The sequence below is a fragment of the Arthrobacter gyeryongensis genome, from assembly GCF_039543785.1.
Taxonomy (GTDB): domain Bacteria; phylum Actinomycetota; class Actinomycetes; order Actinomycetales; family Micrococcaceae; genus Arthrobacter; species Arthrobacter gyeryongensis.
On record NZ_BAABKK010000032.1, the window covers coordinates 66,693 to 89,114 of the forward strand.

Annotated in this window: 20 protein-coding genes and 2 riboswitches; of the genes, 6 read left to right on the forward strand and 14 right to left on the reverse strand. The window is 64.5% G+C overall.

Features of this window, described 5'->3' with window-relative positions:
• Nucleotides 1-6: 6 nt before the first annotated feature.
• From ABEA18_RS20895 to ABEA18_RS20905, 3 genes are all read left to right on the forward strand, one after another.
• The gene (locus ABEA18_RS20895; RefSeq protein WP_059388206.1) at nucleotides 7-717 is read left to right on the forward strand and encodes a response regulator transcription factor; all 711 of its coding nucleotides are present in this window, start codon (nucleotides 7-9) and stop codon (nucleotides 715-717) included.
• 2 nt (nucleotides 718-719) lie between these two features.
• Nucleotides 720-2,201 (forward strand): sensor histidine kinase, encoded by a 1,482-nt coding sequence (locus ABEA18_RS20900; RefSeq protein ID WP_345452413.1) that lies wholly within the window; start codon nucleotides 720-722, stop codon nucleotides 2,199-2,201.
• A gap of 149 nt (nucleotides 2,202-2,350) precedes the next feature.
• The gene (locus ABEA18_RS20905) at nucleotides 2,351-2,641 is read left to right on the forward strand and encodes a WXG100 family type VII secretion target (protein WP_345452415.1); all 291 of its coding nucleotides are present in this window, start codon (nucleotides 2,351-2,353) and stop codon (nucleotides 2,639-2,641) included.
• Between the two features lie 158 nt (nucleotides 2,642-2,799).
• Here ABEA18_RS20905 and ABEA18_RS20910 read toward each other — a convergent pair whose 3' ends face one another.
• From ABEA18_RS20910 to ABEA18_RS20935, 6 genes are all read right to left on the reverse strand, one after another.
• A complete protein-coding gene (locus ABEA18_RS20910) occupies nucleotides 2,800-3,867 on the reverse strand; it encodes an RNase H family protein (RefSeq protein WP_345452417.1) in 1,068 nt (355 codons plus the stop codon).
• Nucleotides 3,868-4,097: 230 nt separating this feature from the next.
• Entirely contained in the window at nucleotides 4,098-5,726 is a 1,629-nt protein-coding gene (gene groL, locus ABEA18_RS20915; protein WP_236815662.1) for a chaperonin GroEL, read from the reverse strand.
• Between the two features lie 294 nt (nucleotides 5,727-6,020).
• Nucleotides 6,021-7,244, reverse strand: a complete 1,224-nt coding sequence (locus ABEA18_RS20920) for an ABC transporter substrate-binding protein (RefSeq protein WP_345452421.1) — start codon at nucleotides 7,242-7,244, stop codon at nucleotides 6,021-6,023.
• A 116-nt stretch (nucleotides 7,245-7,360) separates the two neighbouring features.
• On the reverse strand, nucleotides 7,361-7,564 hold the full coding sequence (locus ABEA18_RS20925; protein ID WP_059388209.1) for a cold-shock protein: 204 nt from the start codon (nucleotides 7,562-7,564) through the stop codon (nucleotides 7,361-7,363).
• A 139-nt stretch (nucleotides 7,565-7,703) separates the two neighbouring features.
• Nucleotides 7,704-8,315: a LytR C-terminal domain-containing protein gene (locus ABEA18_RS20930; protein ID WP_345452423.1), complete on the reverse strand. Its 612-nt coding sequence runs from the start codon at nucleotides 8,313-8,315 to the stop codon at nucleotides 7,704-7,706.
• Between the two features lie 49 nt (nucleotides 8,316-8,364).
• The gene (locus tag ABEA18_RS20935) at nucleotides 8,365-8,700 is read right to left on the reverse strand and encodes a DUF3263 domain-containing protein (RefSeq protein WP_028266152.1); all 336 of its coding nucleotides are present in this window, start codon (nucleotides 8,698-8,700) and stop codon (nucleotides 8,365-8,367) included.
• Nucleotides 8,701-8,833: 133 nt separating this feature from the next.
• On the opposite strand from ABEA18_RS20935, the gene ABEA18_RS20940 reads away from it, so the two are divergent.
• Together ABEA18_RS20940 and ABEA18_RS20945 are read left to right on the forward strand one after the other, a co-directional pair.
• On the forward strand, nucleotides 8,834-9,601 hold the full coding sequence (locus tag ABEA18_RS20940; RefSeq protein WP_345452426.1) for a uracil-DNA glycosylase: 768 nt from the start codon (nucleotides 8,834-8,836) through the stop codon (nucleotides 9,599-9,601).
• Between the two features lie 15 nt (nucleotides 9,602-9,616).
• A complete protein-coding gene (locus tag ABEA18_RS20945; RefSeq protein WP_345452428.1) occupies nucleotides 9,617-10,456 on the forward strand; it encodes a siderophore-interacting protein in 840 nt (279 codons plus the stop codon).
• Nucleotides 10,457-10,493: 37 nt separating this feature from the next.
• Here the strand turns inward: ABEA18_RS20945 and ABEA18_RS20950 are convergent, their stop codons facing one another.
• Nucleotides 10,494-11,972, reverse strand: coding sequence for a threonine/serine exporter family protein (locus ABEA18_RS20950; protein ID WP_345452430.1), 1,479 nt, complete (start codon nucleotides 11,970-11,972; stop codon nucleotides 10,494-10,496).
• Between the two features lie 78 nt (nucleotides 11,973-12,050).
• The gene (locus ABEA18_RS20955; protein ID WP_345452432.1) at nucleotides 12,051-13,124 is read right to left on the reverse strand and encodes a lipid II:glycine glycyltransferase FemX; all 1,074 of its coding nucleotides are present in this window, start codon (nucleotides 13,122-13,124) and stop codon (nucleotides 12,051-12,053) included.
• A gap of 229 nt (nucleotides 13,125-13,353) precedes the next feature.
• On the opposite strand from ABEA18_RS20955, the gene ABEA18_RS20960 reads away from it, so the two are divergent.
• Entirely contained in the window at nucleotides 13,354-13,518 is a 165-nt protein-coding gene (locus ABEA18_RS20960) for a hypothetical protein (RefSeq protein WP_345452434.1), read from the forward strand.
• On the opposite strand, the gene ABEA18_RS20965 is transcribed toward ABEA18_RS20960, so the two are convergent.
• From ABEA18_RS20965 to ABEA18_RS20990, 6 genes are all read right to left on the reverse strand, one after another.
• Nucleotides 13,499-14,929, reverse strand: a complete 1,431-nt coding sequence (locus ABEA18_RS20965; protein WP_345452436.1) for an L-serine ammonia-lyase — start codon at nucleotides 14,927-14,929, stop codon at nucleotides 13,499-13,501. The genes ABEA18_RS20960 and ABEA18_RS20965 overlap by 20 nt on opposite strands.
• Before the next feature lie 245 nt (nucleotides 14,930-15,174).
• A complete protein-coding gene (glyA, locus tag ABEA18_RS20970) occupies nucleotides 15,175-16,512 on the reverse strand; it encodes a serine hydroxymethyltransferase (RefSeq protein WP_345452438.1) in 1,338 nt (445 codons plus the stop codon).
• Nucleotides 16,509-16,904 carry a glycine cleavage system protein GcvH gene (gcvH, locus tag ABEA18_RS20975; RefSeq protein ID WP_345452440.1) on the reverse strand — a complete coding sequence of 132 codons (396 nt, stop codon included), beginning with the start codon at nucleotides 16,902-16,904 and terminating at the stop codon, nucleotides 16,509-16,511. The genes glyA and gcvH overlap by 4 nt, the downstream gene beginning before the upstream one ends.
• Nucleotides 16,905-17,433: 529 nt before the next feature.
• Nucleotides 17,434-18,567 carry a glycine cleavage system aminomethyltransferase GcvT gene (gene gcvT, locus ABEA18_RS20980; protein WP_345452442.1) on the reverse strand — a complete coding sequence of 378 codons (1,134 nt, stop codon included), beginning with the start codon at nucleotides 18,565-18,567 and terminating at the stop codon, nucleotides 17,434-17,436.
• Nucleotides 18,568-18,580: 13 nt separating this feature from the next.
• On the reverse strand, nucleotides 18,581-21,433 hold the full coding sequence (gcvP, locus tag ABEA18_RS20985; RefSeq protein WP_345452444.1) for an aminomethyl-transferring glycine dehydrogenase: 2,853 nt from the start codon (nucleotides 21,431-21,433) through the stop codon (nucleotides 18,581-18,583).
• Between the two features lie 52 nt (nucleotides 21,434-21,485).
• Nucleotides 21,486-21,593: riboswitch (glycine riboswitch) on the reverse strand.
• 1 nt (nucleotide 21,594) lies between these two features.
• Nucleotides 21,595-21,692, reverse strand: a riboswitch (glycine riboswitch).
• A gap of 107 nt (nucleotides 21,693-21,799) precedes the next feature.
• A complete protein-coding gene (locus tag ABEA18_RS20990; RefSeq protein ID WP_345452446.1) occupies nucleotides 21,800-22,348 on the reverse strand; it encodes a TetR/AcrR family transcriptional regulator in 549 nt (182 codons plus the stop codon).
• Nucleotides 22,349-22,422: the final 74 nt, after the last annotated feature.

Sequence of the window (22,422 nt, forward strand, 5' to 3'; positions counted from 1 at the left end):
AATGGTATGAAAAAGAACGGCCCCGAAGCCAAGCTCCTCGTCGTCGACGACGAACCCAACATCCGTGAGCTTCTCTCCACCTCGCTGCGTTTTGCCGGCTTTGAGGTCGTTGCGGCGTCGAACGGCCGCGAAGCGCTCGCTGCCGCCGATCTTCACGCCCCGGACCTCGCTGTCCTGGACGTGATGCTCCCCGATATGGACGGGTTCACTGTCACCCGCCGGCTCCGTGCCGCCGGAAAGCACTTCCCTGTCCTGTTCCTGACGGCCAAGGACGACACGGAAGACAAGGTCACCGGCCTGACCGTGGGCGGCGACGACTACGTCACCAAGCCCTTCAGCCTGGATGAAGTGGTGGCCCGGATCCGCGCCGTGCTTCGCCGCACGCAGCCGATGGAAGACGACGACGCCGTCATCCGCGTTGATGACCTTGAGCTCGACGACGACGCGCACGAGGTCCGCCGCGGCGGCACCATCATCGAGCTGTCGCCCACCGAGTTCAAGCTGCTGCGCTACCTCATGCTGAACCCCAACCGGGTGCTTTCCAAGGCGCAGATCCTGGACCACGTCTGGGAATACGACTTCAACGGCGACGCCTCGATCGTGGAGTCCTACATTTCCTACCTCCGGCGCAAAGTGGACATTGACCCGGATGCCACGGCCTTGATCCAAACCAAGCGCGGCGTCGGTTACGTACTGCGGACGGCCGAGAAGCGCTGACCTTGTTCAACCGTTGGAAGTCGGCCTCCCTCAGGTCGCAGCTGGTCGCCATTATCATGGGGCTGCTGCTCCTTGCCTTGGCCGCCACGGGCGCCGGGACGCTGACGCTCGTCAAGAGCTACCTCCAAGGGCAAGTGGATGACAAGCTCAAGGCTGCCGTCCAGATCGCGCAGCAACAGCAATCTTTCGCCAATCTGTCTGAGGCGGGCCCTGCCGTGCCCACGGACTATTCCCTGACGCTCTACGTCCAGGGCCAGCCGCCGTATCCGTTCGGCGGCAGCAAGACGGATCGGCCGAGCATCGCCACCATCAGCCCGGTTGAAGCCAAGAACCGCAATTACGCACCCTTCCAGGTGAACGGCACCGCCGGCGGCGATTGGCGTGTGGTGGCGGTCAACGTCGTGGACAACCGGACCGGGCAAAACGCGGTAGTGATCGTCGGGCTGCCCCTGTCCCCGGTGGACAAAGTCATGGAACACGCCACGCTCGTAGTGGTCGGCGTCGGACTCTTGACCCTGGTGCTCGCATTCTTCATCGCCACCTGGACTGTTGCACGTTCCTTCCGCCCCCTCTCACGCGTTGAAAAGACTGCAGCCGCTATCGCCGCCGGTGATCTCTCACGCCGCGTGGAGGTCGAAAACCCGGTCACCGAAGTCGGTCGCTTGGGTGCTTCCCTCAACGCGATGCTCGCCCACATCGAGTCGTCCTTCGCGGCCCGGGCGGCTTCCGAGGCGAGAATGCGGCGATTCGCCGCCGACGCCTCCCACGAACTGCGGACCCCCTTGGTCACCATTCGCGGTTTCTCCGAGCTCTACCGCCACGGCGCCCTTGCCACGCCGGAAGATGTGGGCACCGCCATGGGCAGGATCGAGAGCGAAGCCAAGCGGATGGGATCCATGGTGGAAGACCTGCTCCTGCTTGCCCGCCTGGACGAACAACGGCCGTTGCAGCTCAAGCCGGTGGACCTGCACCTGCTGGCGAACGACGCCGTCGTGGACTCATTCGCGACGTCCGGCGAGCGGAAGATTTCGCTCACGGGGCTCGACGGCGGAGCGGCAGCGCCTGCCCCCGTCCAGGGGGACGAGGCCAAGCTTCGTCAGGTGCTCGGAAACTTGGTGGGCAACGCCCTGAGATACACCCCCGAAGGAACGCCGATCGAGCTCGCCGTGGGGGTGCGGAACACGCCCGCCGGTCCCCTGTCCGTCCTCGAGGTGCGGGACCACGGCAGCGGCATTCCGGCCGAGGAACTGCCCCGGATCTTCGAGCGCTTCTACAGGGCGGACACTTCACGCACGCGGGAGACAGGCGGCAGCGGGCTCGGTCTCGCGATTGTCGCTGCAATTGTGGGGTCCCACGGCGGTACCGTCAGGGTCGAAGAGACCGACGGCGGCGGGGCCACCCTGGTTGTCAGCCTCCCCTTCCAGGACGACATGTCCGAGGTACCGGAAGATGCGGGTATCGCCGAGGCGGAGATCTCCGACTAACAGTTTTCTACGCTGGGCGGCTTGATGTAGCGAGTTGTCCACATAGGAAGATTCGGCTCTGCCTGCGCCATGTCACGGCTTCTAGGCTCATTGTGTGGACCACAAGCCAGCCGCACCTGCGGACCCCTTTAGTTGAAAGGCAACGCCCTATGAGCGTCATATCCGTCGATACCGAACTGCTCCAGCTCAAGTCCGCCAACGTCAAAGCCACCGTGGATCGCATCAGCGCCGACGTCCAGGCGATGAAACTCGGACTGGACGAGCTCCAAGCCACCTGGAAGGGCTCAGCGGCCAACAATTTCCAGGCCCTCGTCTCCGAGTGGACGTTGACCCAGAACAAGGTGGAGGCCTCACTCGCATCCATCAACCTGGCACTGTCTTCCGCCGCGGCAAGCTACCTCCAGGCCGAGCAAGGCAACACCCAGCGGTTCAGCTACTAAGAACGGCTAGGAGATCCCGGCGGGCGGCAAATCTGCCTTCCCGCCGGGATCCAGTTGCTTTCCAGGGTTTAGGCGCTTTTCCCGGTTCAGTTGTTTTGCCCGGTTCAGTTGTTTTGCCCGGTTCAGTTGTTTTGCGGGGTCCGTCTGCTTCTGCCCCGTTACTTCTCCGGCGTCGACTGGTGGAAGCGCAACCGCCAGCGGCCGTCGTCCAGCAACCAGATTGAACTCCGCAATGCCGAGCCGGTTCGCCCATAACTTCTGTAATTGAGCAGCATGGCGTTGCCGGAGATGCGCTCTGCGGAAATTATCTCAACCTCCGCGGTTTCGCCTGGATCGCCCTCCAACGCCATCATGAGCTCGTCGCGGGACCAGACACGTCCGGAGCTGCCGATCTCGGTGAAGTCCGGGTGGAGCAGGATCCCCGTACGCCCAAGGTCTCCCCTGACGTCAGGCCTCAGGAGCTCCTTCTCAAGGAGAATGACCGTTTCTTCGTCTGAGCGTCCGCCCGCCTGGCCAAGGACCGTTTCTTCGTCGTCTCCGGCGAACAAGGTGGACTCGATGAACGGCTCCTGTTCCGTGAACGCCGCCGGCGCGTTAGGCAAGGATGACCCGCCCAAGAGGTCCTGACCGCCGAACAACGTGAGGTCTTCATCCGGGGCATCGGCGTCGTCGTGGTCGTGGTCGTCGAAAAGCGAGGGCGCCTCCACAGGCACTGTGCGGGCTGCTGGCGTGCGGGCAAACGACCGCGCAGCTTCGTCAGCGCCCGGATAGCCCGGTCCGCCGGGAGCAGCTGTTCCTTGCTGGAACGCCGTGGCGACCGCACGGGCGCGCTCGTCGGCGGCCTCGTTGAGGTCGTGGCCGGCGTGGCCCTTGACCCACTCGAACGTGTACTTGCGGCCGACAATGGCCTGGTCGATGTCCTTCAGGAGATCGACGTTCAAGACGGGCTTTCCGTCGGCCTTGCGCCAGCCCTTGCGCTTCCATCCCGGCATCCACTTGGTGATGCAATTGATGACGTACTGGCTGTCGCAGAGAATCTTCAGCTCTTCATCGGGAACATGTGCCGTGGACCGGAAGAGGTCCAAAACAGCCATGAGCTCGCCCTGGTTGTTGGTTCCGTGCGGCCAACCGCCGGCCCTCCAGCAAGAGTCGTTCACGTACCAGGCCCAGCCGGCAGGCCCGGGATTGCCGAGGGCAGAACCATCGGCGGCAGCAATAATCGTCATGGTTTCCATCCTGCCAGACCGCCCCGACACTCCCGGACCGCGAGGCAGTGAGCGAGCGTCCGGCCAAAACCCGACATACGTGAGCGGGCGTCCGGCCAAAACCCGACATACGTGAGCGAGCGTCCGGCCAAAACCCGACATACGTGAGCGAGCGTCGTTAAACGGCGACGACGGCCCCCACCTGAAGCGGGGACCGTCGTCGTGCGTGTGGCTAGTGAGCCGGCGCGGGCTTAGAAGCCGCCCATGCCGCCCATGTCGTCGCCGCCACCCATAGACGGAGCGTTCTTCTCCGGCTTGTCGGCAACAACGGCCTCGGTGGTCAGGAACAGACCAGCGATGGAGGCAGCGTTCTGGAGGGCCGAGCGGGTGACCTTTACGGGGTCGTTGACGCCGGCAGCCAGCAAGTCCTCGTAAACGCCGGTTGCAGCGTTCAGGCCGTGGCCCGACGGCAGGCCGCGGACCTTGTCGATGACAACGCCCGGCTCGAGGCCGGCGTTGTAAGCGATCTGCTTGAGCGGAGCGTCGATGGCAACGCGGACGATGTTGGCGCCCGTTGCTTCGTCGCCTTCGAGCTGGAGGTTGGCGAATGCCTTGGCACCGGCCTGGATGAGGGCAACGCCACCACCGGCGACGATGCCTTCTTCAACGGCAGCCTTCGCGTTGCGGACGGCGTCCTCAATGCGGTGCTTGCGCTCCTTGAGCTCTACCTCGGTTGCGGCACCGGCCTTGATGACTGCAACGCCGCCGGCCAGCTTGGCCAGGCGCTCCTGCAGCTTCTCGCGGTCGTAGTCGGAATCGGAGTTCTCGATCTCGGCACGGATCTGCGCCACGCGGCCGGCGATGGCGTCGGCGTCGCCGGCACCTTCGACGATGGTGGTCTCGTCCTTGGTGACAACAACCTTGCGGGCGTTGCCGAGCAGTTCGAGGGTTGCGTTCTCCAGGCTGAGGCCGACCTCGGAGGAGATGACCTGGCCACCGGTGAGGATGGCGATGTCGGCGAGCTGTGCCTTGCGGCGGTCACCGAAGCCCGGAGCCTTGACGGCAACGGACTTGAAGGTGCCACGGATCTTGTTGACGATCAGGGTGGCAAGGGCCTCGCCCTCGATGTCTTCGGCGATGATCAGCAGCGGCTTGTTCGACTGCATGACCTTCTCCAGGACCGCAACGAGTTCCTTCACGTTGGAGATCTTGGAGTTGACGATCAGGATGTACGGGTCCTCGAGGACCGTTTCCTGGCGCTCTGCGTCGGTGACGAAGTAAGCGGAGATGTAACCCTTGTCGAAGCGCATGCCCTCGGTGAGCTCAAGCTCGAGGCCGAAGGTGTTGGACTCCTCGACCGTGATGACGCCTTCCTTGCCGACCTTGTCCAGGGCTTCAGCAATGAGGTTACCGATTTCGGTGTCGCCGGCAGAGATGGAAGCCGTGGCTGCGATCTCTTCCTTGGTCTCGATCTCCTTGGCGGAGGCGAGCAGCTCGCGGATGACGGCTTCAACAGCCTTCTCGATGCCGCGCTTGAGCGACAGCGGGTCGGCGCCGGCAGCTACGTTGCGCAGGCCTTCCTTGACGAGGGCCTGGGCCAGGACGGTGGCGGTGGTGGTGCCGTCGCCAGCGACGTCGTCCGTCTTCTTGGCAACTTCCTTGACCAGCTCGGCGCCGATCTTCTCGTAAGGATCGTCCAGCTCGATCTCCTTGGCGATGGAAACACCATCGTTGGTGATCGTGGGGGCGCCCCACTTCTTTTCGAGGACGACGTTGCGTCCACGCGGGCCGAGGGTGACCTTGACGGCGTCGGCGAGGATGTTCAGACCCCGCTCGAGACCGCGGCGTGCCTCTTCATCAAATGCAATGATCTTGGCCATAACGGCGGTAGTCCTTTCGGGACAGTCGTTAAGAAGGTGCCTTCACTGCGGTGCCCGCGACGGACGATCCTTCGCATTCGGCCTCTGTACGCCGCGTGTTCCGGACCTCACCCCAGCAAGGTTTTCTTTGTTCTCCCAGGCACCCGCTATTTCCATGCGGCCGGAGCCGCGAAGAATTAGCAGTCAGTGCTTGAGAGTGCTAATCAATAATTAGCACTCACCCGAGGAGAGTGCAAGCAGCAAGAGCTGGAAACTACTCGCCACGCCAAGGGAATTCGCTACGGGCACAAGCCGTCACGGAGTCCGTGAGGCCGTCTCCTTGCCGCTCACCCGCGCAGTGTTGTCTGCCCCGTAGGTGAAGACCATGTAATTCGACGAGGTGACGTCGCCGTTGGCGTCGAACCCGATGGTGCCGGACTCGCCGTCGTAATCCGGGAGCTTGCCCCCCTTCAGCAGCTCGACGCAGTCCTTGTATGACGTACAGGACGTGCGTTCTTTCGTTGCCGCATCGCCCGACGTCGGACGCGTCCCACCCGACACAGTGGTGAGCCAGGCCGCGATCGAGCCACCGGCGTCGTCGCCCGCCGCTGCGGCCGCAAGCGCTGCGAGGGTAACGGCGTCGTACGTCTCGGCCGCGTAGGTCGTGTCCTTGAGTTTGGGGTCGATGCCAGTCAGATCGGATTGGAAGTCCGCACTCGGGAAGACACCTGGAAGAATCCCCCGCGCGCCGTTGAGGCCACCGGCACCGAGTGCGGTTCCGTATTGGCGGATGGCCCCGTCGCTCAAAATCAGGCTCTTGCCGCTCAGCCCCGCGTTCAGGAGCTCGGCCAGGGCGCCTTGGGCACCATCACGGGCAACCACGACGACGGCGTCCGGCGTGCCGGATTTGATGCCCACCGCGGCGGGAGCTGCTTTGCCGGCCGCGAATTCCGCGTTGGTCACGGCGTCCATTCCGAGGCTGCGGGCAGCGTCCATGACCGCTCCGGAGACACGTGTACCGTAGTCCCCGGCTTCATGCAGGACGGAAATCCTCTTGGCGCCGGCGTCGTGGGCAAGCTTCGCCAGGACGCTGCCCTGTGCGGCATCGGCGGCCGAAGTGCGGAAGTAGAAGCCGCCGTTCTTGTAGCTGCTGAGTCCTGACGCCGTGTTGGCCGGCGAGATAAGTGGAATCCGGGCAGGAGACAGCACATCGATGGCGGGGGGCGCATGGCTCGAATCCGTCGGCCCCACAACGACGTCGGCATGGGCTGATAGCAACGCCTTGGCTTGCGCCGCGGTATCGGCGGCGAAGGCCGCTGCGCTGGCCCCCTGGCTAGCGCTGCTGCTTCCGCTGGCCGCCGATGCCGGAAGCAACTCGACGGGATGGCCCTTGTATCCGCCTGCATCATTGATTTGCTTGGCGGCTGCCAACTCGGACTCGTTGAGGAATGCGGAGCTGCCGGTATTGTCCAGAATCACGCCGATGCGCAGGATGCCGTCGCCGCTCGGGGTAACCGAGCTGAGCCGGGCGTTAGCCACGGGGGCGGAACATCCGGCCAGTCCAAGGGCCAAGGCTGCAAAGCCTGCAAGAAGAGGAATTGCCCGGGACCGGCGCCCTCCAAGGGGCCAGGACAGCCCTGTTGCCGCAACACCCACTAGATAAGCCGCACGCTTTCTGCCTGCGGGCCCTTCTGGCCCTCGCCCAGTTCGAAGTCGACCCGTTGTCCTTCTTCGAGCGCACGGAAGCCATCCATCTGGATGGCGGACCAATGCACAAAGATGTCGTCACCGGACTCATCGACAGTGATGAATCCGTAGCCCTTTTCGGCATTGAACCATTTGACGGTTCCCAAAGCCATGATCCCCACACTTTCAACTAGCAGTGGCCGGCTTCCGGGATCTCCGGGCCAGCTCACAACTACTGTAACCACAGTCACGTTGCCGTAGCGCAACCTCGGGTGTGGGTGGCTGCAATGTTATTGAGGCGTAACCGAGTTGCTACTTGTACCCGGGGCCGAGGATGACAACCACGGGCTGCTGGAATTCGGCACTGTCCACAAGGTTGGAAATGCCCAGCAATTTACCGAGCGCTTCGGCATTGCCCTTCTGGGCTGCGCCTTTGTAGAAGACCGACGACGTCTGCTGGGGCATGCCGCCCCAGTTTGCGACGGTGGACAACGGCCAGCCCCCGCCTTGAACGAGGCCGGCCACGCGGGCAGCCAGGCCACCGGTGGTGGTGCCGTTGTAGACCGCGACTGCCGCCGTCTTGTCCAAGGGCGCCGTACTCGGGGTCGGCGTCGGCGTGCTGGAAGGTGTGTCGCTCGGGCTTGGCTGGCCGGACGCCTGCGCGGCGCCGCTTGCGGATGGTGACGCGGTAGCGCTTTGCTTGGGGGCATCCGCGGTGACGACGGCTTGCGGCGTCGTCGATGAGGTGAAACCAAGCTTCGGAAGGATGAGGAACGCAACGAGGCCTACGGCCAGCGCGATGCCGCCCAGCAACAGCACCGGCCAGAGGGCGGGCCGGGAAGCGGACGCGACGAGTCTGTGGACACCTTGGCGCGATGAGCTCTGCGGGACACGGTCGAATTCATCCCGGGCAAATTTGGTCATGGTGAAGCCTTGTCCTTGCTGCTTGCTTGCTGGGGGATCAGCGGGTGCTCTATGCGTCAGAACCGAGACGACGCGCTGTGCGGGCCCTCTGACGTGACATACGTAGTCTACGCAATCTCTTGACCAGCATAGGATCGTGCGCCAGTGCTTCTTCGGTGTCGATGAGGGCGTTGAGCAGCTGGTAGTAATGGGTCGCGGAGAGATCGAAGAGTTCCCTGACGGCCTGTTCCTTGGCCCCGGCGTATTTCCACCATTGCCTCTCCAGGGCGAGCATCTGCTGTTCACGCTCGCCGAGCGGCGAATCGCTGCGGAGTCCGGTGGACAGGTCTTCGAGCACCAATCCAGTTGCTTCGGACGCCATCGGTTCGCGTGCGGGTTCTGCCACGACACACTCCTTCGACGCATTGACTGAAAAATGTCCCCCGCCCATGCTAACGGGCGAATAACATCGATGTCATTTGCCCCGCCGTCTTGCGGAGCCGCTTTCCCCGGAGCCTCAGGACAGGGACAATGACTGGGTGGCAGGCGAAGAAGCGTTATTCGAGCTTGAATCCGAGGATCACTCCGCCGAGTTCGAGGCACTCCCGGGAATGGCTTTGGCGGACCTCATGGCGCCGGACTGGGCCGACGCGCTCTCTGGCGTCGAGGACGAGTTGCGCTCGGTGCTGACCTTCGTGGCGGCCGAGGCCACACGCGGAACCCACGTGTTGCCTGCGGCGTCCAACATCCTTCGCGCCTTCCGGCAGCCGCTTGCCGACGTCAAGGTGCTCATCCTGGGCCAGGACCCCTACCCGACGCCGGGACACGCCGTCGGGCTCTCTTTCGCGGTTTCCGGGCCAACCCGGCCCATCCCCCGCAGCCTCTCGAACATCTACCGGGAAATGGAGTCCGATCTCGGACTCCCGCCGCGGGTTCACGGCGATCTTTCGGCTTGGACGGGCCAAGGAGTGCTCCTCCTGAACAGGGTGCTCAGCGTGGCGGCCGGTGCGGCCGGCTCGCACCGGGGCAAAGGCTGGGAGGCCATCACGACGGCGGCGGTCGCAGCCGTCGCCCGCCGCCGCACAGTTGCGGGCCAGCAGAGTCCGCTCGTCGCGATCTTGTGGGGCAAGGACGCCGAAGCAGTACAGCCTCTGCTTGAAGGCGCCCCCGTGATCTCCTCAGCGCACCCCAGTCCCCTCTCCGCCTCGCGCGGTTTCTTCGGCTCGCGCCCGTTCAGCCGGGCCAACGCCCTGCTCCGTGCGCAAGGCGCAGATCCCGTCATCTGGGAGCTTCCACCGCTGCCCTAGCTTAGGCTTGCCTACATGACATCTTTGCCCGCGACGTCGTCTGCATCCCGCAATACCCGCCCCCAAGTGAACCTGACGGTGCTGCGCACGGAACAGCTTTCGCCCCATATGGTGCGCATCATTGCAGGTGGACCCGGGTTTGCCGGTTATGCGAACAACGACTTCGTGGACCGGTATGTAAAGATCGTGTTCCCGCAGCCCGGCGTCGACTATGAGCTGCCATTGGATCTTTGGGCCATCCGGGAGACAATGCCCCGCGAACAGTGGCCCTACACCCGTACCTACACCGTCCGTTGGGTGGACGAAGCTGCGCAGGAACTGGCAATCGACTTTGTGGTCCACGGCGACGAGGGCCTTGCAGGCCCGTGGGCCCTGGCAGCCCAGCCTGGGGACACTCTTGTCTTCACGGGCCCCGGCGGCGCCTACAACCCGGCGCCCGACGCCGACTGGTACCTTTTCGCGGGCGACGACGCCGCGCTCCCGGCCATTGCCGCCGCGATCGAATCCCTGCCGGCCGACGCCAAAGGCTTTGCCTTCCTCGAAGTCGATAGCGATGCCGACATCCTTGCGATTGCGGCTCCCGACGGCGTGGAGTTGCGTTGGCTTCTTCGCTCCGGGGTCCCTGCCGGTTCAAGCTCGATCCTGCTCGACGCCTTGGGCGATGCGGAGTGGCTGCCCGGCCGCGTCGACGTGTTTGCGCATGGTGAGCGAGGCTATATGAAGGGGCTGCGGGACATCTTCTTCAAGCAGCGTGGGCTGGAGCGTTCCCAGGTATCGCTTTCCGGATACTGGGCCCAGGGGCGCGTGGAGGACGATTTCCAGGCGGAGAAGAAACTCCCGATCGGGCAGATCTAGGGCCTGCATACACTGGCGGGCGGCGGCCTGCGGCGGCCTAGCGCCGGCGGACGCGGCGTCGCTCGTTGCTGGCAAGCCCCTTGGTCAGCGGCCGGGCAAGGTTGTCGCCCAACACAATTCCTGCGGCCACGCCCAGCACGATTGCTCCGGCGTTGAGCATGCCTCCCGAACCCACCAGTACATCTGCTTCTTGCACCGTCAATACATACATGGAACGGAATATCTTTAGGCCCGGGAGCAGGATGAGGGCTGCCGGGACGGCGACCACGAGCTGCGGGGCTCCGAGCCTGAGTGCCACCATCCGTGCGAGCAGGCCGATGACCACGGCGGAAATCGCCGGCGAGAGCCGGTCTCCGAAGCCAAAGTTGGAAGCCCCCCACAAGACGAAGTAACCCACCAAACCCACTGCCGCCGTCGGGAGCAGAAGTTTGAGCAGGGTCTGTTCGGTGATGCCGATGGCAATCACGGCTACGGCGATCAGGACGGCCTGGCCCCACAATGGATACGCTTCGGGGAATGTTTGCGTGACGTCGATCGCGACGCTGCCGATGAGGTCACCCACAACCACCGCGACGGCGATGCCCGCAACGATCGCGCCGAAGGTCAGGATCGTTGACAGGAATCGTCCGGCCGCAGTCACGGGGAATCCGTTGATGGCATCTTGCACGGAAGAGACAAGCCGCCCGGTTGGCAGGAGCAGGAGAATGCCGCCCGCAACGACGATGGACGGCGGGATATCCGCCCCGGCCCAGTGGAGCATGAGCGCGATGAACGTGACCAGGAAGGAGCAAGCGGCTGTCACGAAGAAGTCAGGCGTGCGCCACTTGCCCAATTGCCGGGCCACGAGGTTGACGAGCATGTTGGAGACGAAAGCCAGAGCGGACGCTCCAACTCCCCCGCCCAGGACTCCGACAAAAACGGCGGAGAAGACGCCGAACGCCATGGTGACCATCCACCGCGGGAAGGGCTTGCTGCTGCGGATGATGTCGTCCAGGCGGCTCACCGCTTCTGACCTGCCCACCCCGCCGGCCACGATATCCGTGACGAGCTGGTGCACCTGGGCCAGTCCTGCGTAGTTGTTGGTCCAGGAGCGAACCACCCGGAGCAGTGTAATGGGAGTCTGGTCCTTGGGCGCGTAGTTGAGCGCGACGGACTGGTTGGTGATGTCGACTTCGATGTTCTTCAACCCGAGTGCCGCCGTGACCGCGATGATGCTGGTCTCGACTTCCAGGGCACCGGCTCCGTAACGAAACATGGATTCTGCCATGTGCAGCGCGAAGTCGATGGTCTTGCGGGCCGAAGCATCAACACCGCCCACGTGGATGATGGGGTTGGCGTAGGGACTTCCCGCCAGGCGATCGACGATGCTCATGGGGGCGGTGGGAGGATTCTCGCCCTGCACGAGCCTGCGAAGCATGCGTTTGGCATTGACATTCTGGCGCACCTGGGATGGCTTGAGCGGCTGCGTCTTGGGCAAGCCGTCCGTGTTGGGCCTGTTGTCGGGGCGGTCAGTCACGCGGGTGTTCCTCCAAGGGGCGGGGTTCCTCCAAATACGGGGTTTTGCACATGCAGCACACGGGTCGGCGCTGCGATTCTAGTAGAACTGCTGGCCCGTGCGGCGGGTGTAGACCTGCCGCGCAATACGTTCCCCGGCTGCGGTCCAGAGCTTGTACTTCAGCGGGCTGATGACTTGGTCATAGCAGCCGACGAAGTCGGTGACGGTCTTGCTGAAGCTGGTCTTGAACAGGCCAAGTCCGTGGAAGGGGTGCGAGGTGTCTTTGAGCCGGTCAGCGGGCGGGGTGCCACAGAAATCGTATTCCGTGCAACCCAGTTCCTTGACCTGGTTGATGGCGGTCCACTGGACCAAATGCGAATCGCCGTACTGCGCGCGCTTCTGCAGCGATCCGCCGTCCTTGTAGGTGCCCTTCCGGCCATAGTTGATGACGAAGGCACCAACCGAGGGGACACCGTTTTCGAAGACAAACAAGAGCCTGCCCTGGCCACGTTCGATGAAGTTGGTCCAGAACTGGCGATAGTACCCGAATTCGCGGACCCGCACTTGGGACTTCGCCTCGACCGTGTTGGTCATCAGCGCATACATGGCGCGGAAGTTCTCTTCCGTCGGTTCCATCGTGTGGACTTCGACGCCTTCGCGGATGGCCCGGCGAACGGCGTTCCGGCCGCGGGAATGCAGGTTGCGCAGAAGCTGGTTCTCCTCGGGAGAGATGTCCAGCAGGGCTGTGGAGTCGTTCGGCTGCAGGTTGGGGGTCTTGACCGCCCCGGTGGCCGCGATCGCGTCCCGGGCTTCGCCGCTGAGGACGATGTCCGGCTCGATTTTCACGGCGAAAACCCCGAGCTTGTCCCGCTTCACGAATTCCCGGTTGGCCTTGATGATCCCGGGAATGTCCTCGACGCCGGCCACGTCAGGACCCTTGATGAGGTACCAGAGCTTGCCGAGCAGTGGAAACGACTTCTCCAAGACCAGGTTGTAGCTGCTGTATTCCTCGGTCTCGTAGACAAGGTGCAGAGGCTTCCAGCCAAAGTGTTGCTTCACGTCCGCGAAGGCCTCGGATTGGAGGAGGTTGCCGCCGTTGGGGTTGGCCGTGACGTGTTTGTCCCAGTGTTCGATTTCCTCGGCGGTGGCAAAGCGTGCGGTAAATTCTCGCAAGGGGGCCGTGTCCAATCAGTTGCGTACGTGAGGCAGCAGGCGCCGGTGTGCGGCGCAGGCGTTCAGCCCCAAGTCTATCGGCCCCCACAGGGAGCCACAGCCTGGTCCGTTCCAACGCCTCGAAGTGGGCCCCTTCGATTTCTCACAGCGGCGGCAAAGGTTCCCCAAAGTCCACAGCTATCCCGGAGGCGGAAAGTGGTTGTAACGAAAGCCGAACCAGGAGGACCCGATGATCGTCTACCGCCCCATTCCGCCGCTCACCACCGGCCGCAGCAACAGCATTTGGTCGGTATTCGCGGCCATGGCATCCGCGGCGTTGCTGGGCCCCGCCTGGCCTTCCGGTACCCGTCGCCTTGAGTATCAGGAAGCGGGCGTCAGCACTCCACTACGTTGACGGCGAGGCCGCCCATGGCGGTTTCCTTGTATTTGGAGGACATGTCCTTGCCGGTTTCGCGCATGGTCACGATGACCTCGTCCAGGGACACCCGGTGGGTGCCGTCGCCCCAGAGCGCCATCTTCGCGGCGTTGATGGCCTTCGCCGCGGCGATCGCGTTGCGTTCGATGCACGGGATCTGCACGAGCCCGCCGATCGGATCGCAGGTCAGGCCCAGGTTGTGTTCCATCGCGATCTCCGCCGCGTTCTCCACCTGTCCCGGCGAGCCGCCCATGACTTCGGCCAGGCCGGCGGCGGCCATCGAGGAAGCTGAACCGACCTCGCCCTGGCAGCCCACTTCGGCGCCGGAGATCGAGGCCTGCTCCTTGTAGAGCACCCCGACGGCGCCCGCGGCGAGCAGGAACTTCACCACGACGTCGTCGCGGTCCTGTTGCGTGGCCTTGTCCATGCCGGGGGCGAAGTGCAGGGCGTAGTACAGCACGGCGGGGATGATCCCGGCGGCACCGTTCGTCGGCGCGGTGACCACGCGCCCGCCCGAGGCGTTTTCCTCGTTCACGGCCAGGGCGATGAGGTTCACCCATTCCTGCCAGTACTTCGGATCCCGGTAGTCAGGGTCCTGGTCTTTGGTTTCCTTCAGGAGCCGCTCGTGCCAGTCCGGGGCCCGACGGCGGACCTTCAGCCCGCCGGGCAGCACGCCTTCGCGCTTGAGGGACGTCTCGACACAGGCCTCCATGACGGAGTAGATGTGCAGCAGGCCTTCGCGGATTTCCTCTTCGGTCCGGGAGGCGCGCTCGTTGATGAACATGATGTCCGAAATGCCGAGCCCCTTGGAAGAACAGCGGCCCATGAGTTCGGCGGCGGTGCGGAAGGGCAGCGGGAGTTCCTTCTTGGACTCCTCCAGTTCCTTCTGGGCTGCGTCCTCTTCGCCTTCGCGGACGATGAAGCCGCCGCCCACGGAAAAGAACGTGGCCTCGTGCAGCACCTCGCCGTCGGCGCCGGACACGGAGAACTTCATCCCGTTCGTGTGCCGGGGAAGGACCGTGAGCGGGTGCAGGATCATGTCCGCTTCCCCGTACGGCAGCGACATGCCGGACTCTGGGTCGACGGCGCCGCAAAGGTTCAGTGTGCCGGTTTCGGCGATCGAGGCGAGCCGTTCCTCCACTTCCTCGGGGAGGATCTCCTCGGGGTGGTAACCCTCCAGCCCCAACAGCACCGCGGTCATCGTGCCGTGCCCGCGGCCCGTAGCAGCCAGGGAACCGTACAGATCAACGCGCAGCGACGCCACCCGTTCCAGGGCACCGGACTCCCTCAGCTCACCCGCAAAGACCGCAGCAGCCCGCATCGGCCCCACGGTATGCGAACTCGAAGGACCAATCCCAATAGAGAAAAGATCGAAGACGCCAACAGCCATGTCGGATTCCTTAGTTAGTTGTGGTCGGGTTGGGAGGGTGCCGGACATCCTCTGCATGCTCGGTCGCGAAGACGCCCGCTGAGCGGACGTGACGCTCCCTTAGACGCATGCTGCCGGATGCCCAGCCCCCTCCGAGGGGCCGACAGGCCGCGGTTTTCGAAAGCGTGCGTCAAAGCGACGAAGGAGCAGCACGCGTGAAAACTGGGGTCTGCCGGACCCGACGGGCTTGCCGGGGTCGGAGAACCTCAGCTGAGGTTCGCGACGCCCGGGTAGAGCGGGTGCGCGGCGGCGAGTGCCTCCACGCGGTGACGCAGGCCGGAGAGGTCCGCGCCGGCGTCGGCGATCAGTGCCTCGGCGATGATGTCCGCAACTTCACGGAACGCCGCCTCACCGAAACCGCGGGTTGCCAGTGCCGGGGTGCCGATCCGCAGACCGGACGTCACCATCGGCGGGCGCGGGTCGAACGGGACCGCGTTGCGGTTGACGGTGATGTCGATCGCAGCGAGGCGGTCCTCGGCCTGCTGGCCGTCGAGCTCGCAGTCGCGCAGGTCCACCAGGACCAGGTGCACGTCCGTGCCGCCGGAGATCACGTTGATGCCCTTGGCGGTGACGTCGTCCTGGACGAGGCGCTCGGCCAGGATCCGGGCACCGGCCAGCACGCGCTCCTGGCGTTCCTTGAACTCCGGTGAGCCGGCGATCTTGAAGGCCACGGCCTTGCCGGCGATCACGTGCTCCAACGGGCCGCCCTGCTGGCCCGGGAAGACCGCGGAGTTGATCTTCTTGGCGATGTCGGCGTCGTTGGTCAGGATGATGCCGCCGCGCGGACCGGCGAGGGTCTTGTGCGTCGTCGAGGTCGTGACGTGGGCGTGCGGGACCGGGGACGGGTGCAGGCCCGCGGCCACGAGGCCGGCGAAGTGCGCCATGTCCACCATGAGGTACGCGCCCACCAGGTCCGCTATCCGGCGGAACTCGGCGAAGTCCAGCTGGCGGGCATAGGCGGACCAGCCCGCCACGATCAGGGCCGGCTTGTGCTCGAGCGCCAGGCGCTCCACTTCGGCCATATCGATCCGGTGGTCCTCTTCGCGGACCTGGTACGGGATCACGTTGTACAGGCGGCCCGAGAAGTTGATCCTCATGCCGTGGGTCAGGTGACCGCCGTGGGCCAGGTTCAGGCCCATGATGGTGTCGCCCGGCTTGATCAGGGCGTGCATCACCGAGGCGTTCGCCTGGGCGCCGGAGTGCGGCTGCACGTTCGCGTACCCGGCACCGAAAAGGGCCTTCACACGGTCGATCGCGAGCTGCTCGATGACGTCCACATGCTCGCAGCCACCGTAGTAGCGCTTGCCCGGGTAGCCCTCGGCGTACTTGTTGGTCAGCACCGAACCCTGGGCCTGCATCACGGCCACGGCAGTGTGGTTCTCGGACGCGATCATTTCCAGGCCCGAACGCTGACGGTTCAGCTCGTCGTCGATCTTCGCCGCGATCTCCGGATCCAGCTCGGACAACACCGCGTCCAGGGACGGCGAAACGACCTGCTCGAACGCAATGTTCTCGGTGCCTGCGGCCCCGGTCGCCGCGCTCACAGCTCGCCACCGTTCTTGGAAGCGTATTCCTCCGCGGAAAGCAGCGGACCGTCGGACTCGGCGGCCACCTTGAAGAGCCAACCCGCACCGTACGGATCGTTGTTGATCAGGGCAGGATCGTCAACGACGGCGGAGTTCACTTCCGTGACCTCCCCCGTCACCGGGGAGTACAGGTCCGAGACGGACTTGGTGGACTCCACCTCGCCGCAGGTCTCCCCCGCAGTCACAGCGGAACCGACCTCGGGCAAGTCAACATACACGATGTCGCCGAGAGCATCGGTGGCCACGGCGGAGATGCCGACGGACACAATGTTCGATCCGGCTTCGCCGGAGTCGCGGGCAACCCACTCGTGCTCGTCGGAGTACTGGAGTTCAGGTGCAACTTTTGCCATGTTTTTTCCTTTGCGTTGGTCTAAATCTAATTGTGGTCGGGTTGGGTGGCGGGTGACGGAATTCCTCGGCGTGCTCGCTCGTTCCTCGCTTAGACGCACGCTGCCGGAATCCCGTCACCCGCCGTCCGCCAGTTCAGTTTTCGGGGCCAACAGTTCCGGAAAAGAACGCTGGCCCTTTCGGGTTTAGTAGGTGACCCATGGTTCCAGTGGGCCGATTCAGTTCCAGTGGGCCAAGCTGCGGCAGGTGGCCCATTTTCCAAAAACCTAGGGCGATCGAACGCGACAGGTGCCCGGTTCGCAACAGAGGCACCAAGGGTGAGCCGAGGTTCATACTGTTCGCCCTTTCTGTTCGATAACCACCCATCAGTTCGATAACCAAAGGTGACGAGGACGGCCCCATCGGGACCGGCATCCGGCAGCGGGCGTCTAAGGGAGCGTCACGTCCGCCCAGCGGGCGTCTTCGCGACCGAGCCCGCAGAGGATGTCGGTCCCGACGGGCTAAACGCAACCACGGTCACCCATCCGAAACTTATTTGGTCCGCTTATAGAAAGGCAGTGCGACAACCTCGAACGGCTCGGACTTGCCGCGCAGGTCTACGTCCAGAGCCGTGCCTGGCTCGGCGTGTTCGACGTCCACATATGCCATGGCGATCGGGTAGCCGAGGGTGGGGCTGGGCTGGCCGGAGGTGACTTCGCCGACCACCATGCCGTCCTTGAGGACCGGGTAGTGGTTGCGGCCGGCGCGGCGGCCCAGGCCCTTGAGCCCAACCAGCTTGCGGCCGCTGGTGGAACCGGCGCCCTCGGCCTTCAGGACTTCGAGAGCAGCACGGCCCACGAAGTCGCTTTCCTTCGCGAGCGAAACCACGGGGCCCAGCCCTGCCGAGAAGGGGTTGCCTTCGCGGGAGAGCTCGTTGCCGTAGAGCGGCATGCCGGCTTCGAGGCGGAGAGAGTCACGCGAAGCCAGGCCGGCGGGGATCAGCTCGCCGTCCTGGGCAACTGCCGCGATTGCCTGCCACAGGGCGGCAGCGGCATCGTTGTCCACGAAGATTTCGAAGCCGTCCTCACCCGTGTAGCCGGTGCGGGCGAGCAGCAGTTCCGTGGTCTTCCCGGCAAAGGTGAAGGGCACCTCGACGGCGGCGTAGTACTTGAGTTCGGTGACCAGCGAGTGCTGTTCCGCCGGGACCAAGCGGAGGAGGATTTCTTCCGCCTTGGGACCTTGGACGGCGATCAGCGAGGTTGCCGCGGAGGCGTCCTCGACGACGACGTCGAAGTTGGCAGCCCGCTGCGCCAGTGCCTCGGCAACAACCTTGGCGTTGCCCGCGTTCGGAACCACCAGGAACTTGGCATCGCCGCGGCGGTAGGTGATGAGGTCGTCGATGATGCCGCCGTCTTCCTGGCAGATCAGCGAGTACTTGGCCTTGCCAACAGACATGGCGGAGATCTTGCCCACCAGGGCGTAGTCCAGGAATGCCGCGGCGTCCGGGCCGGTGACCCAGACTTCGCCCATGTGGGAAAGGTCGAAGAGGCCTGCGGACTGGCGGACGGCGTGGTGTTCGGCCAGTTCGGAGGAGTACTTCAGGGGCATCTGCCAGCCACCGAAATCGGTGAAGGAAGCGCCGAGCTTCTTGTGCTCTTCGTAGAGCGCAGTGTAGTTCTCAGTCATCGTGAGGAGTCCTTTAGTTCTCGAAGGCTTCGATCGGAGGGCAGGAGCAGACCAGGTTGCGGTCGCCGGCGGCGCCGTCGATGCGGCCTACGGGCGGGAAGTACTTGTCCTGCTTGAGGTGGTGGACCGGGAAGACGGCCTGCTCGCGGGAGTACTCACGGTTCCAGTCCGAGGAGACGACGGCGGCCGCGGTGTGCGGTGCGTGGCGCAGCGGGCTGTTCTCCACCGCGAAGTCGCCGTGGGCAACCTGGTCGATTTCCTTGCGGATGGTGATCATGGCTTCGATGAAGCGGTCGATCTCCCCGAGGTCCTCGGATTCGGTGGGCTCCACCATCAGGGTGCCCGCGACCGGGAACGCCAGGGTGGGGGCGTGGAAACCGTAGTCGATGAGGCGCTTGGCCACGTCTTCCGCGGTGACGCCGGTCTTGGCCGTCAGTTCGCGCAGGTCAAGGATGCACTCGTGGGCCACGAGTCCGCCTTCACCGGTGTAGAGAACGGGGAAGTACTCGTTCAGGCGCGAGGCTATGTAGTTCGCGGCAAGCAGCGCGGACTTCGTGGCCTCGGTGAGGCCTTCGCCGCCCATGAGCTTCACGTAGGCCCAGGAAATCGGCAACACACCGGCCGAGCCGTAACGCGAGGCGGAAATCGCAACGCCGTACCCGTCTTCATGGGCTGCCTTGTTGGCATCGCCCGGCATGAAGGGTGCCAGGTGTGCCTTGGCAGCGACCGGGCCCACGCCGGGTCCGCCGCCGCCGTGCGGGATGCAGAAGGTCTTGTGCAGGTTCAGGTGGGACACGTCGCCGCCGAACTTGCCCGGCTGGGCCAGGCCAACCAACGCGTTCAGGTTCGCGCCGTCAACGTACACCTGGCCGCCGGCCGCGTGCACGGAGTCGCAGATTTCGCGCACGTCCGCGTCGTACACGCCGTGCGTGGACGGGTAGGTGATCATGATGGCCGAGAGGACGTCCTTGTTGGCGTCGATCTTGGCCTGCAGGTCCGCGTGGTCGATGGTGCCGTCGGCCGCGGTGGCCACCACAACCACCTTCATGCCGGCCAGCACCGCCGAGGCAGCGTTGGTGCCGTGCGCCGAAGCCGGGATGAGGCAGACATTGCGCTGGGCCTCCCCGCGGGAGTGGTGGTAACCGCGGATGGCCAGCAGGCCCGCGAGCTCGCCCTGGGAACCGGCGTTGGGCTGGATGGAGACCTGATCGTAACCGGTGATCTCCGTCAGGTCAGCTTCCAAATCTTCGATCAGTTCGCGCCAGCCCACGGTCTGGGAATCCGGGGCGAACGGGTGGATCGAGGCGAATTCCGGCCAGGAGATGGCTTCCATCTCGGCGGTGGCGTTCAGCTTCATGGTGCACGAACCCAGCGGGATCATGGTGCGGTCCAGCGCGAGGTCGCGGTCCGACAGCTTGCGGATGTAGCGCAGCAGCTGGGTTTCGGAACGGTGGGTGTTGAACACCGGGTGCTGCAGGTAGTCCGAAGACCGCTCGACGGCGGCCTCCAGCGCGAAGCCCTCGCCGTCACCGGAAACAGTGGCACCGAAGGCCGCGACGACGTCGGCGACAACCGCCGTTGTTGTCGTCTCGTCGACCGAGACACCCACCGTGTCGGCGTCGATGCCGCGCAGGTTGATGCCCTTGGCCTCGGCGGCAGCAACGATCCCTGCGGCCTTGCCCGGGACCCGGACGGTGACGGTGTCGAAGAAGCTGCCGTGCAGGACCTCAAGGCCCGCGGCCTTGAGGGACGCGGCCAGGGTGCGGGCGTGGTGGTGTGCGGTCTCGGCGATCGCCTTCAGGCCATCGGGGCCGTGGTAGACGGCGTACATCGAGGACACGATGGCCAACAATGCCTGCGCGGTGCAGATGTTGGACGTCGCCTTCTCGCGGCGGATGTGCTGCTCGCGGGTCTGCAGCGCCAGGCGGTAGGCGGGTGTGCCGGCGTCGTCCTTGGACACGCCCACCAAGCGGCCCGGCATGGAGCGCTCGAGGCCCTTCTGGACCGCCATGTACGCGGCGTGCGGGCCGCCGAAGAACAGCGGGACGCCGAAGCGCTGGGTGGAGCCGACGGCGATGTCGGCACCCTGCTCGCCCGGAGGCGTGATCAGGGTCAGGGCAAGGAGGTCAGCGGCGACGGTGACCAGGGCACCGCGTTCCTTGGCGGCGGCAATCACGGCGGAGTGGTCGAACACCCGGCCGGAAACGCCCGGCTGCTGCAGCACGATGCCGTTGATCTCGCCCTCGGGCAGGCCTGCGGACAGGTCAGCGATCTCCACCTCGAAGCCCAGCGCCTCGGCGCGGCCCTTCACGATCGCGATGGTCTGCGGCAGGCAGTCGGCGTCGAGGACGGTCTTGCCGTCGTGGGCCGTCTTGTTCTTGTTGGCCCGGCGCATCATGAGGACTGCCTCGGCGACGGCGGTGGCTTCGTCCAGCAAGGAGGCATTGGCGATGGGCAGGCCCACGAGGTCCTGGACCATGGTCTGGAAGTTCAGCAGGGCTTCGAGGCGGCCTTGGGAAATTTCCGGCTGGTACGGGGTGTAGGCCGTGTACCAGGCCGGGGATTCGAGGATGTTGCGGCGGATCACCGGCGGAGTGACCGTGTCGTAATAGCCCTGGCCGATCATCTGCACGGCCGTCTTGTTCTTCGCCGCCAGCTTGCGAAGTTCAGCCAGAACTTCCACCTCGCTGAGGGCGTTCTGGAGCGTCAATGCGACGTCCTGGCGGATGTCATTGGGAACCGCGGTGTCTACGAGCGAATCGACACTGTCGTAGCCAACAGACTTGAGCATGATGTCAATGTCGGCCTGGCGGCGGGCGCCGATATGCCGGTCAACGAACGTAGTGGAGGTTGAACTAACCGTCACGAAGGAACTCCATAAATAAGGCGGCGCAGGGTGCGCCACAGCTAATCGGGTTCCTCCCCGCTCTGTATTGGACCTGAGAGTTTCCGCGAAATCGTGCTTGTGGCACTGTTCCGCTTGCACCGTCGGTGAGCACGCGTCAGCGCGCTGCTTTCCAGAGTTGCCTTGCCGCGGCGGTACGGGGGCCTGAGAGATTCCTGGGGAGGATTTGCTCCTACGGCGCCTGCATCACATGCCTGCAGGACTCTCCCGCCGCAGATCAAAGGCGTATTCAGTTATGTGAATCAGATCGTGGCTGCCGGTGACGGCTGCCACAACTACCAATTGTCCTATGGACTGCCCGTGTCCGCAAATGTGGTCACCGATCCCTCAGTTACGGAGGCGTTCGACGGCGGCCAGCAGCGCACCGACGTCGGCGCTCCTCGCGCTGGCCTTGGCTTCCGTATCACCGGCGCCGCCTTCAAGCATTGCGTTGAAGTAGAGTCCATCGCCCATGTACCGGACCGCTTTGGCCATTTCGGGCCCCACTTCCTCGGCGAGGACATCGAGCCATTGTTGCTGGATCCCGGCGAAGCGCCTGCGGGTTTCTTCATGGGCTACTTCCGCGAGCCGCGTGGCTGCCACGAACACTCGGTCCAAAGGAGTATCCGCCCACAGGGAAGACTTGATGAAGAATGCGGCCGCACCTTCGGGCGCTGCCTTCATTGCTTCGATGTCCAGTGCGGCCAGCCCGTCCATGCGTTCGAGCAAGGAGCTGATCATGGCTTCCTTGTTGGGGAAATGGTAAAGCAGGCCGCCCTTGGAGACGCCTGCGCGCTTGGCGACGGCATCCAGGGTGGCAGCCCGCTCCCCCACCTCGATCAGCAGGGCTTCAAAGGCATCCAGGACTGCGTCCCGGGCAATAGGTTTTCGCGGCATGGTGTCCATCATCCCTTAGTTCGATGCGGCAGTTCGATGAGTCAGATTGAAACTATACCGTCCAGACGGTACAG

Coding starts and splice junctions, on each gene's coding strand:
- ABEA18_RS20895 (WP_059388206.1), top strand. CDS start 7: ATGAAAAAGAACGGCCCCGAAGCCAAGCTCCTCGTCGTCGACGACGAA.
- ABEA18_RS20905 (WP_345452415.1), top strand. CDS start 2,351: ATGAGCGTCATATCCGTCGATACCGAACTGCTCCAGCTCAAGTCCGCC.
- ABEA18_RS20910 (WP_345452417.1), bottom strand. CDS start 3,867: ATGACGATTATTGCTGCCGCCGATGGTTCTGCCCTCGGCAATCCCGGG.
- groL (WP_236815662.1), bottom strand. CDS start 5,726: ATGGCCAAGATCATTGCATTTGATGAAGAGGCACGCCGCGGTCTCGAG.
- ABEA18_RS20925 (WP_059388209.1), bottom strand. CDS start 7,564: ATGGCTTTGGGAACCGTCAAATGGTTCAATGCCGAAAAGGGCTACGGA.
- ABEA18_RS20930 (WP_345452423.1), bottom strand. CDS start 8,315: ATGACCAAATTTGCCCGGGATGAATTCGACCGTGTCCCGCAGAGCTCA.
- ABEA18_RS20945 (WP_345452428.1), top strand. CDS start 9,617: ATGACATCTTTGCCCGCGACGTCGTCTGCATCCCGCAATACCCGCCCC.
- ABEA18_RS20960 (WP_345452434.1), top strand. CDS start 13,354: ATGATCGTCTACCGCCCCATTCCGCCGCTCACCACCGGCCGCAGCAAC.
- ABEA18_RS20965 (WP_345452436.1), bottom strand. CDS start 14,929: ATGGCTGTTGGCGTCTTCGATCTTTTCTCTATTGGGATTGGTCCTTCG.
- gcvH (WP_345452440.1), bottom strand. CDS start 16,904: ATGGCAAAAGTTGCACCTGAACTCCAGTACTCCGACGAGCACGAGTGG.
- gcvT (WP_345452442.1), bottom strand. CDS start 18,567: ATGACTGAGAACTACACTGCGCTCTACGAAGAGCACAAGAAGCTCGGC.
- ABEA18_RS20990 (WP_345452446.1), bottom strand. CDS start 22,348: ATGCCGCGAAAACCTATTGCCCGGGACGCAGTCCTGGATGCCTTTGAA.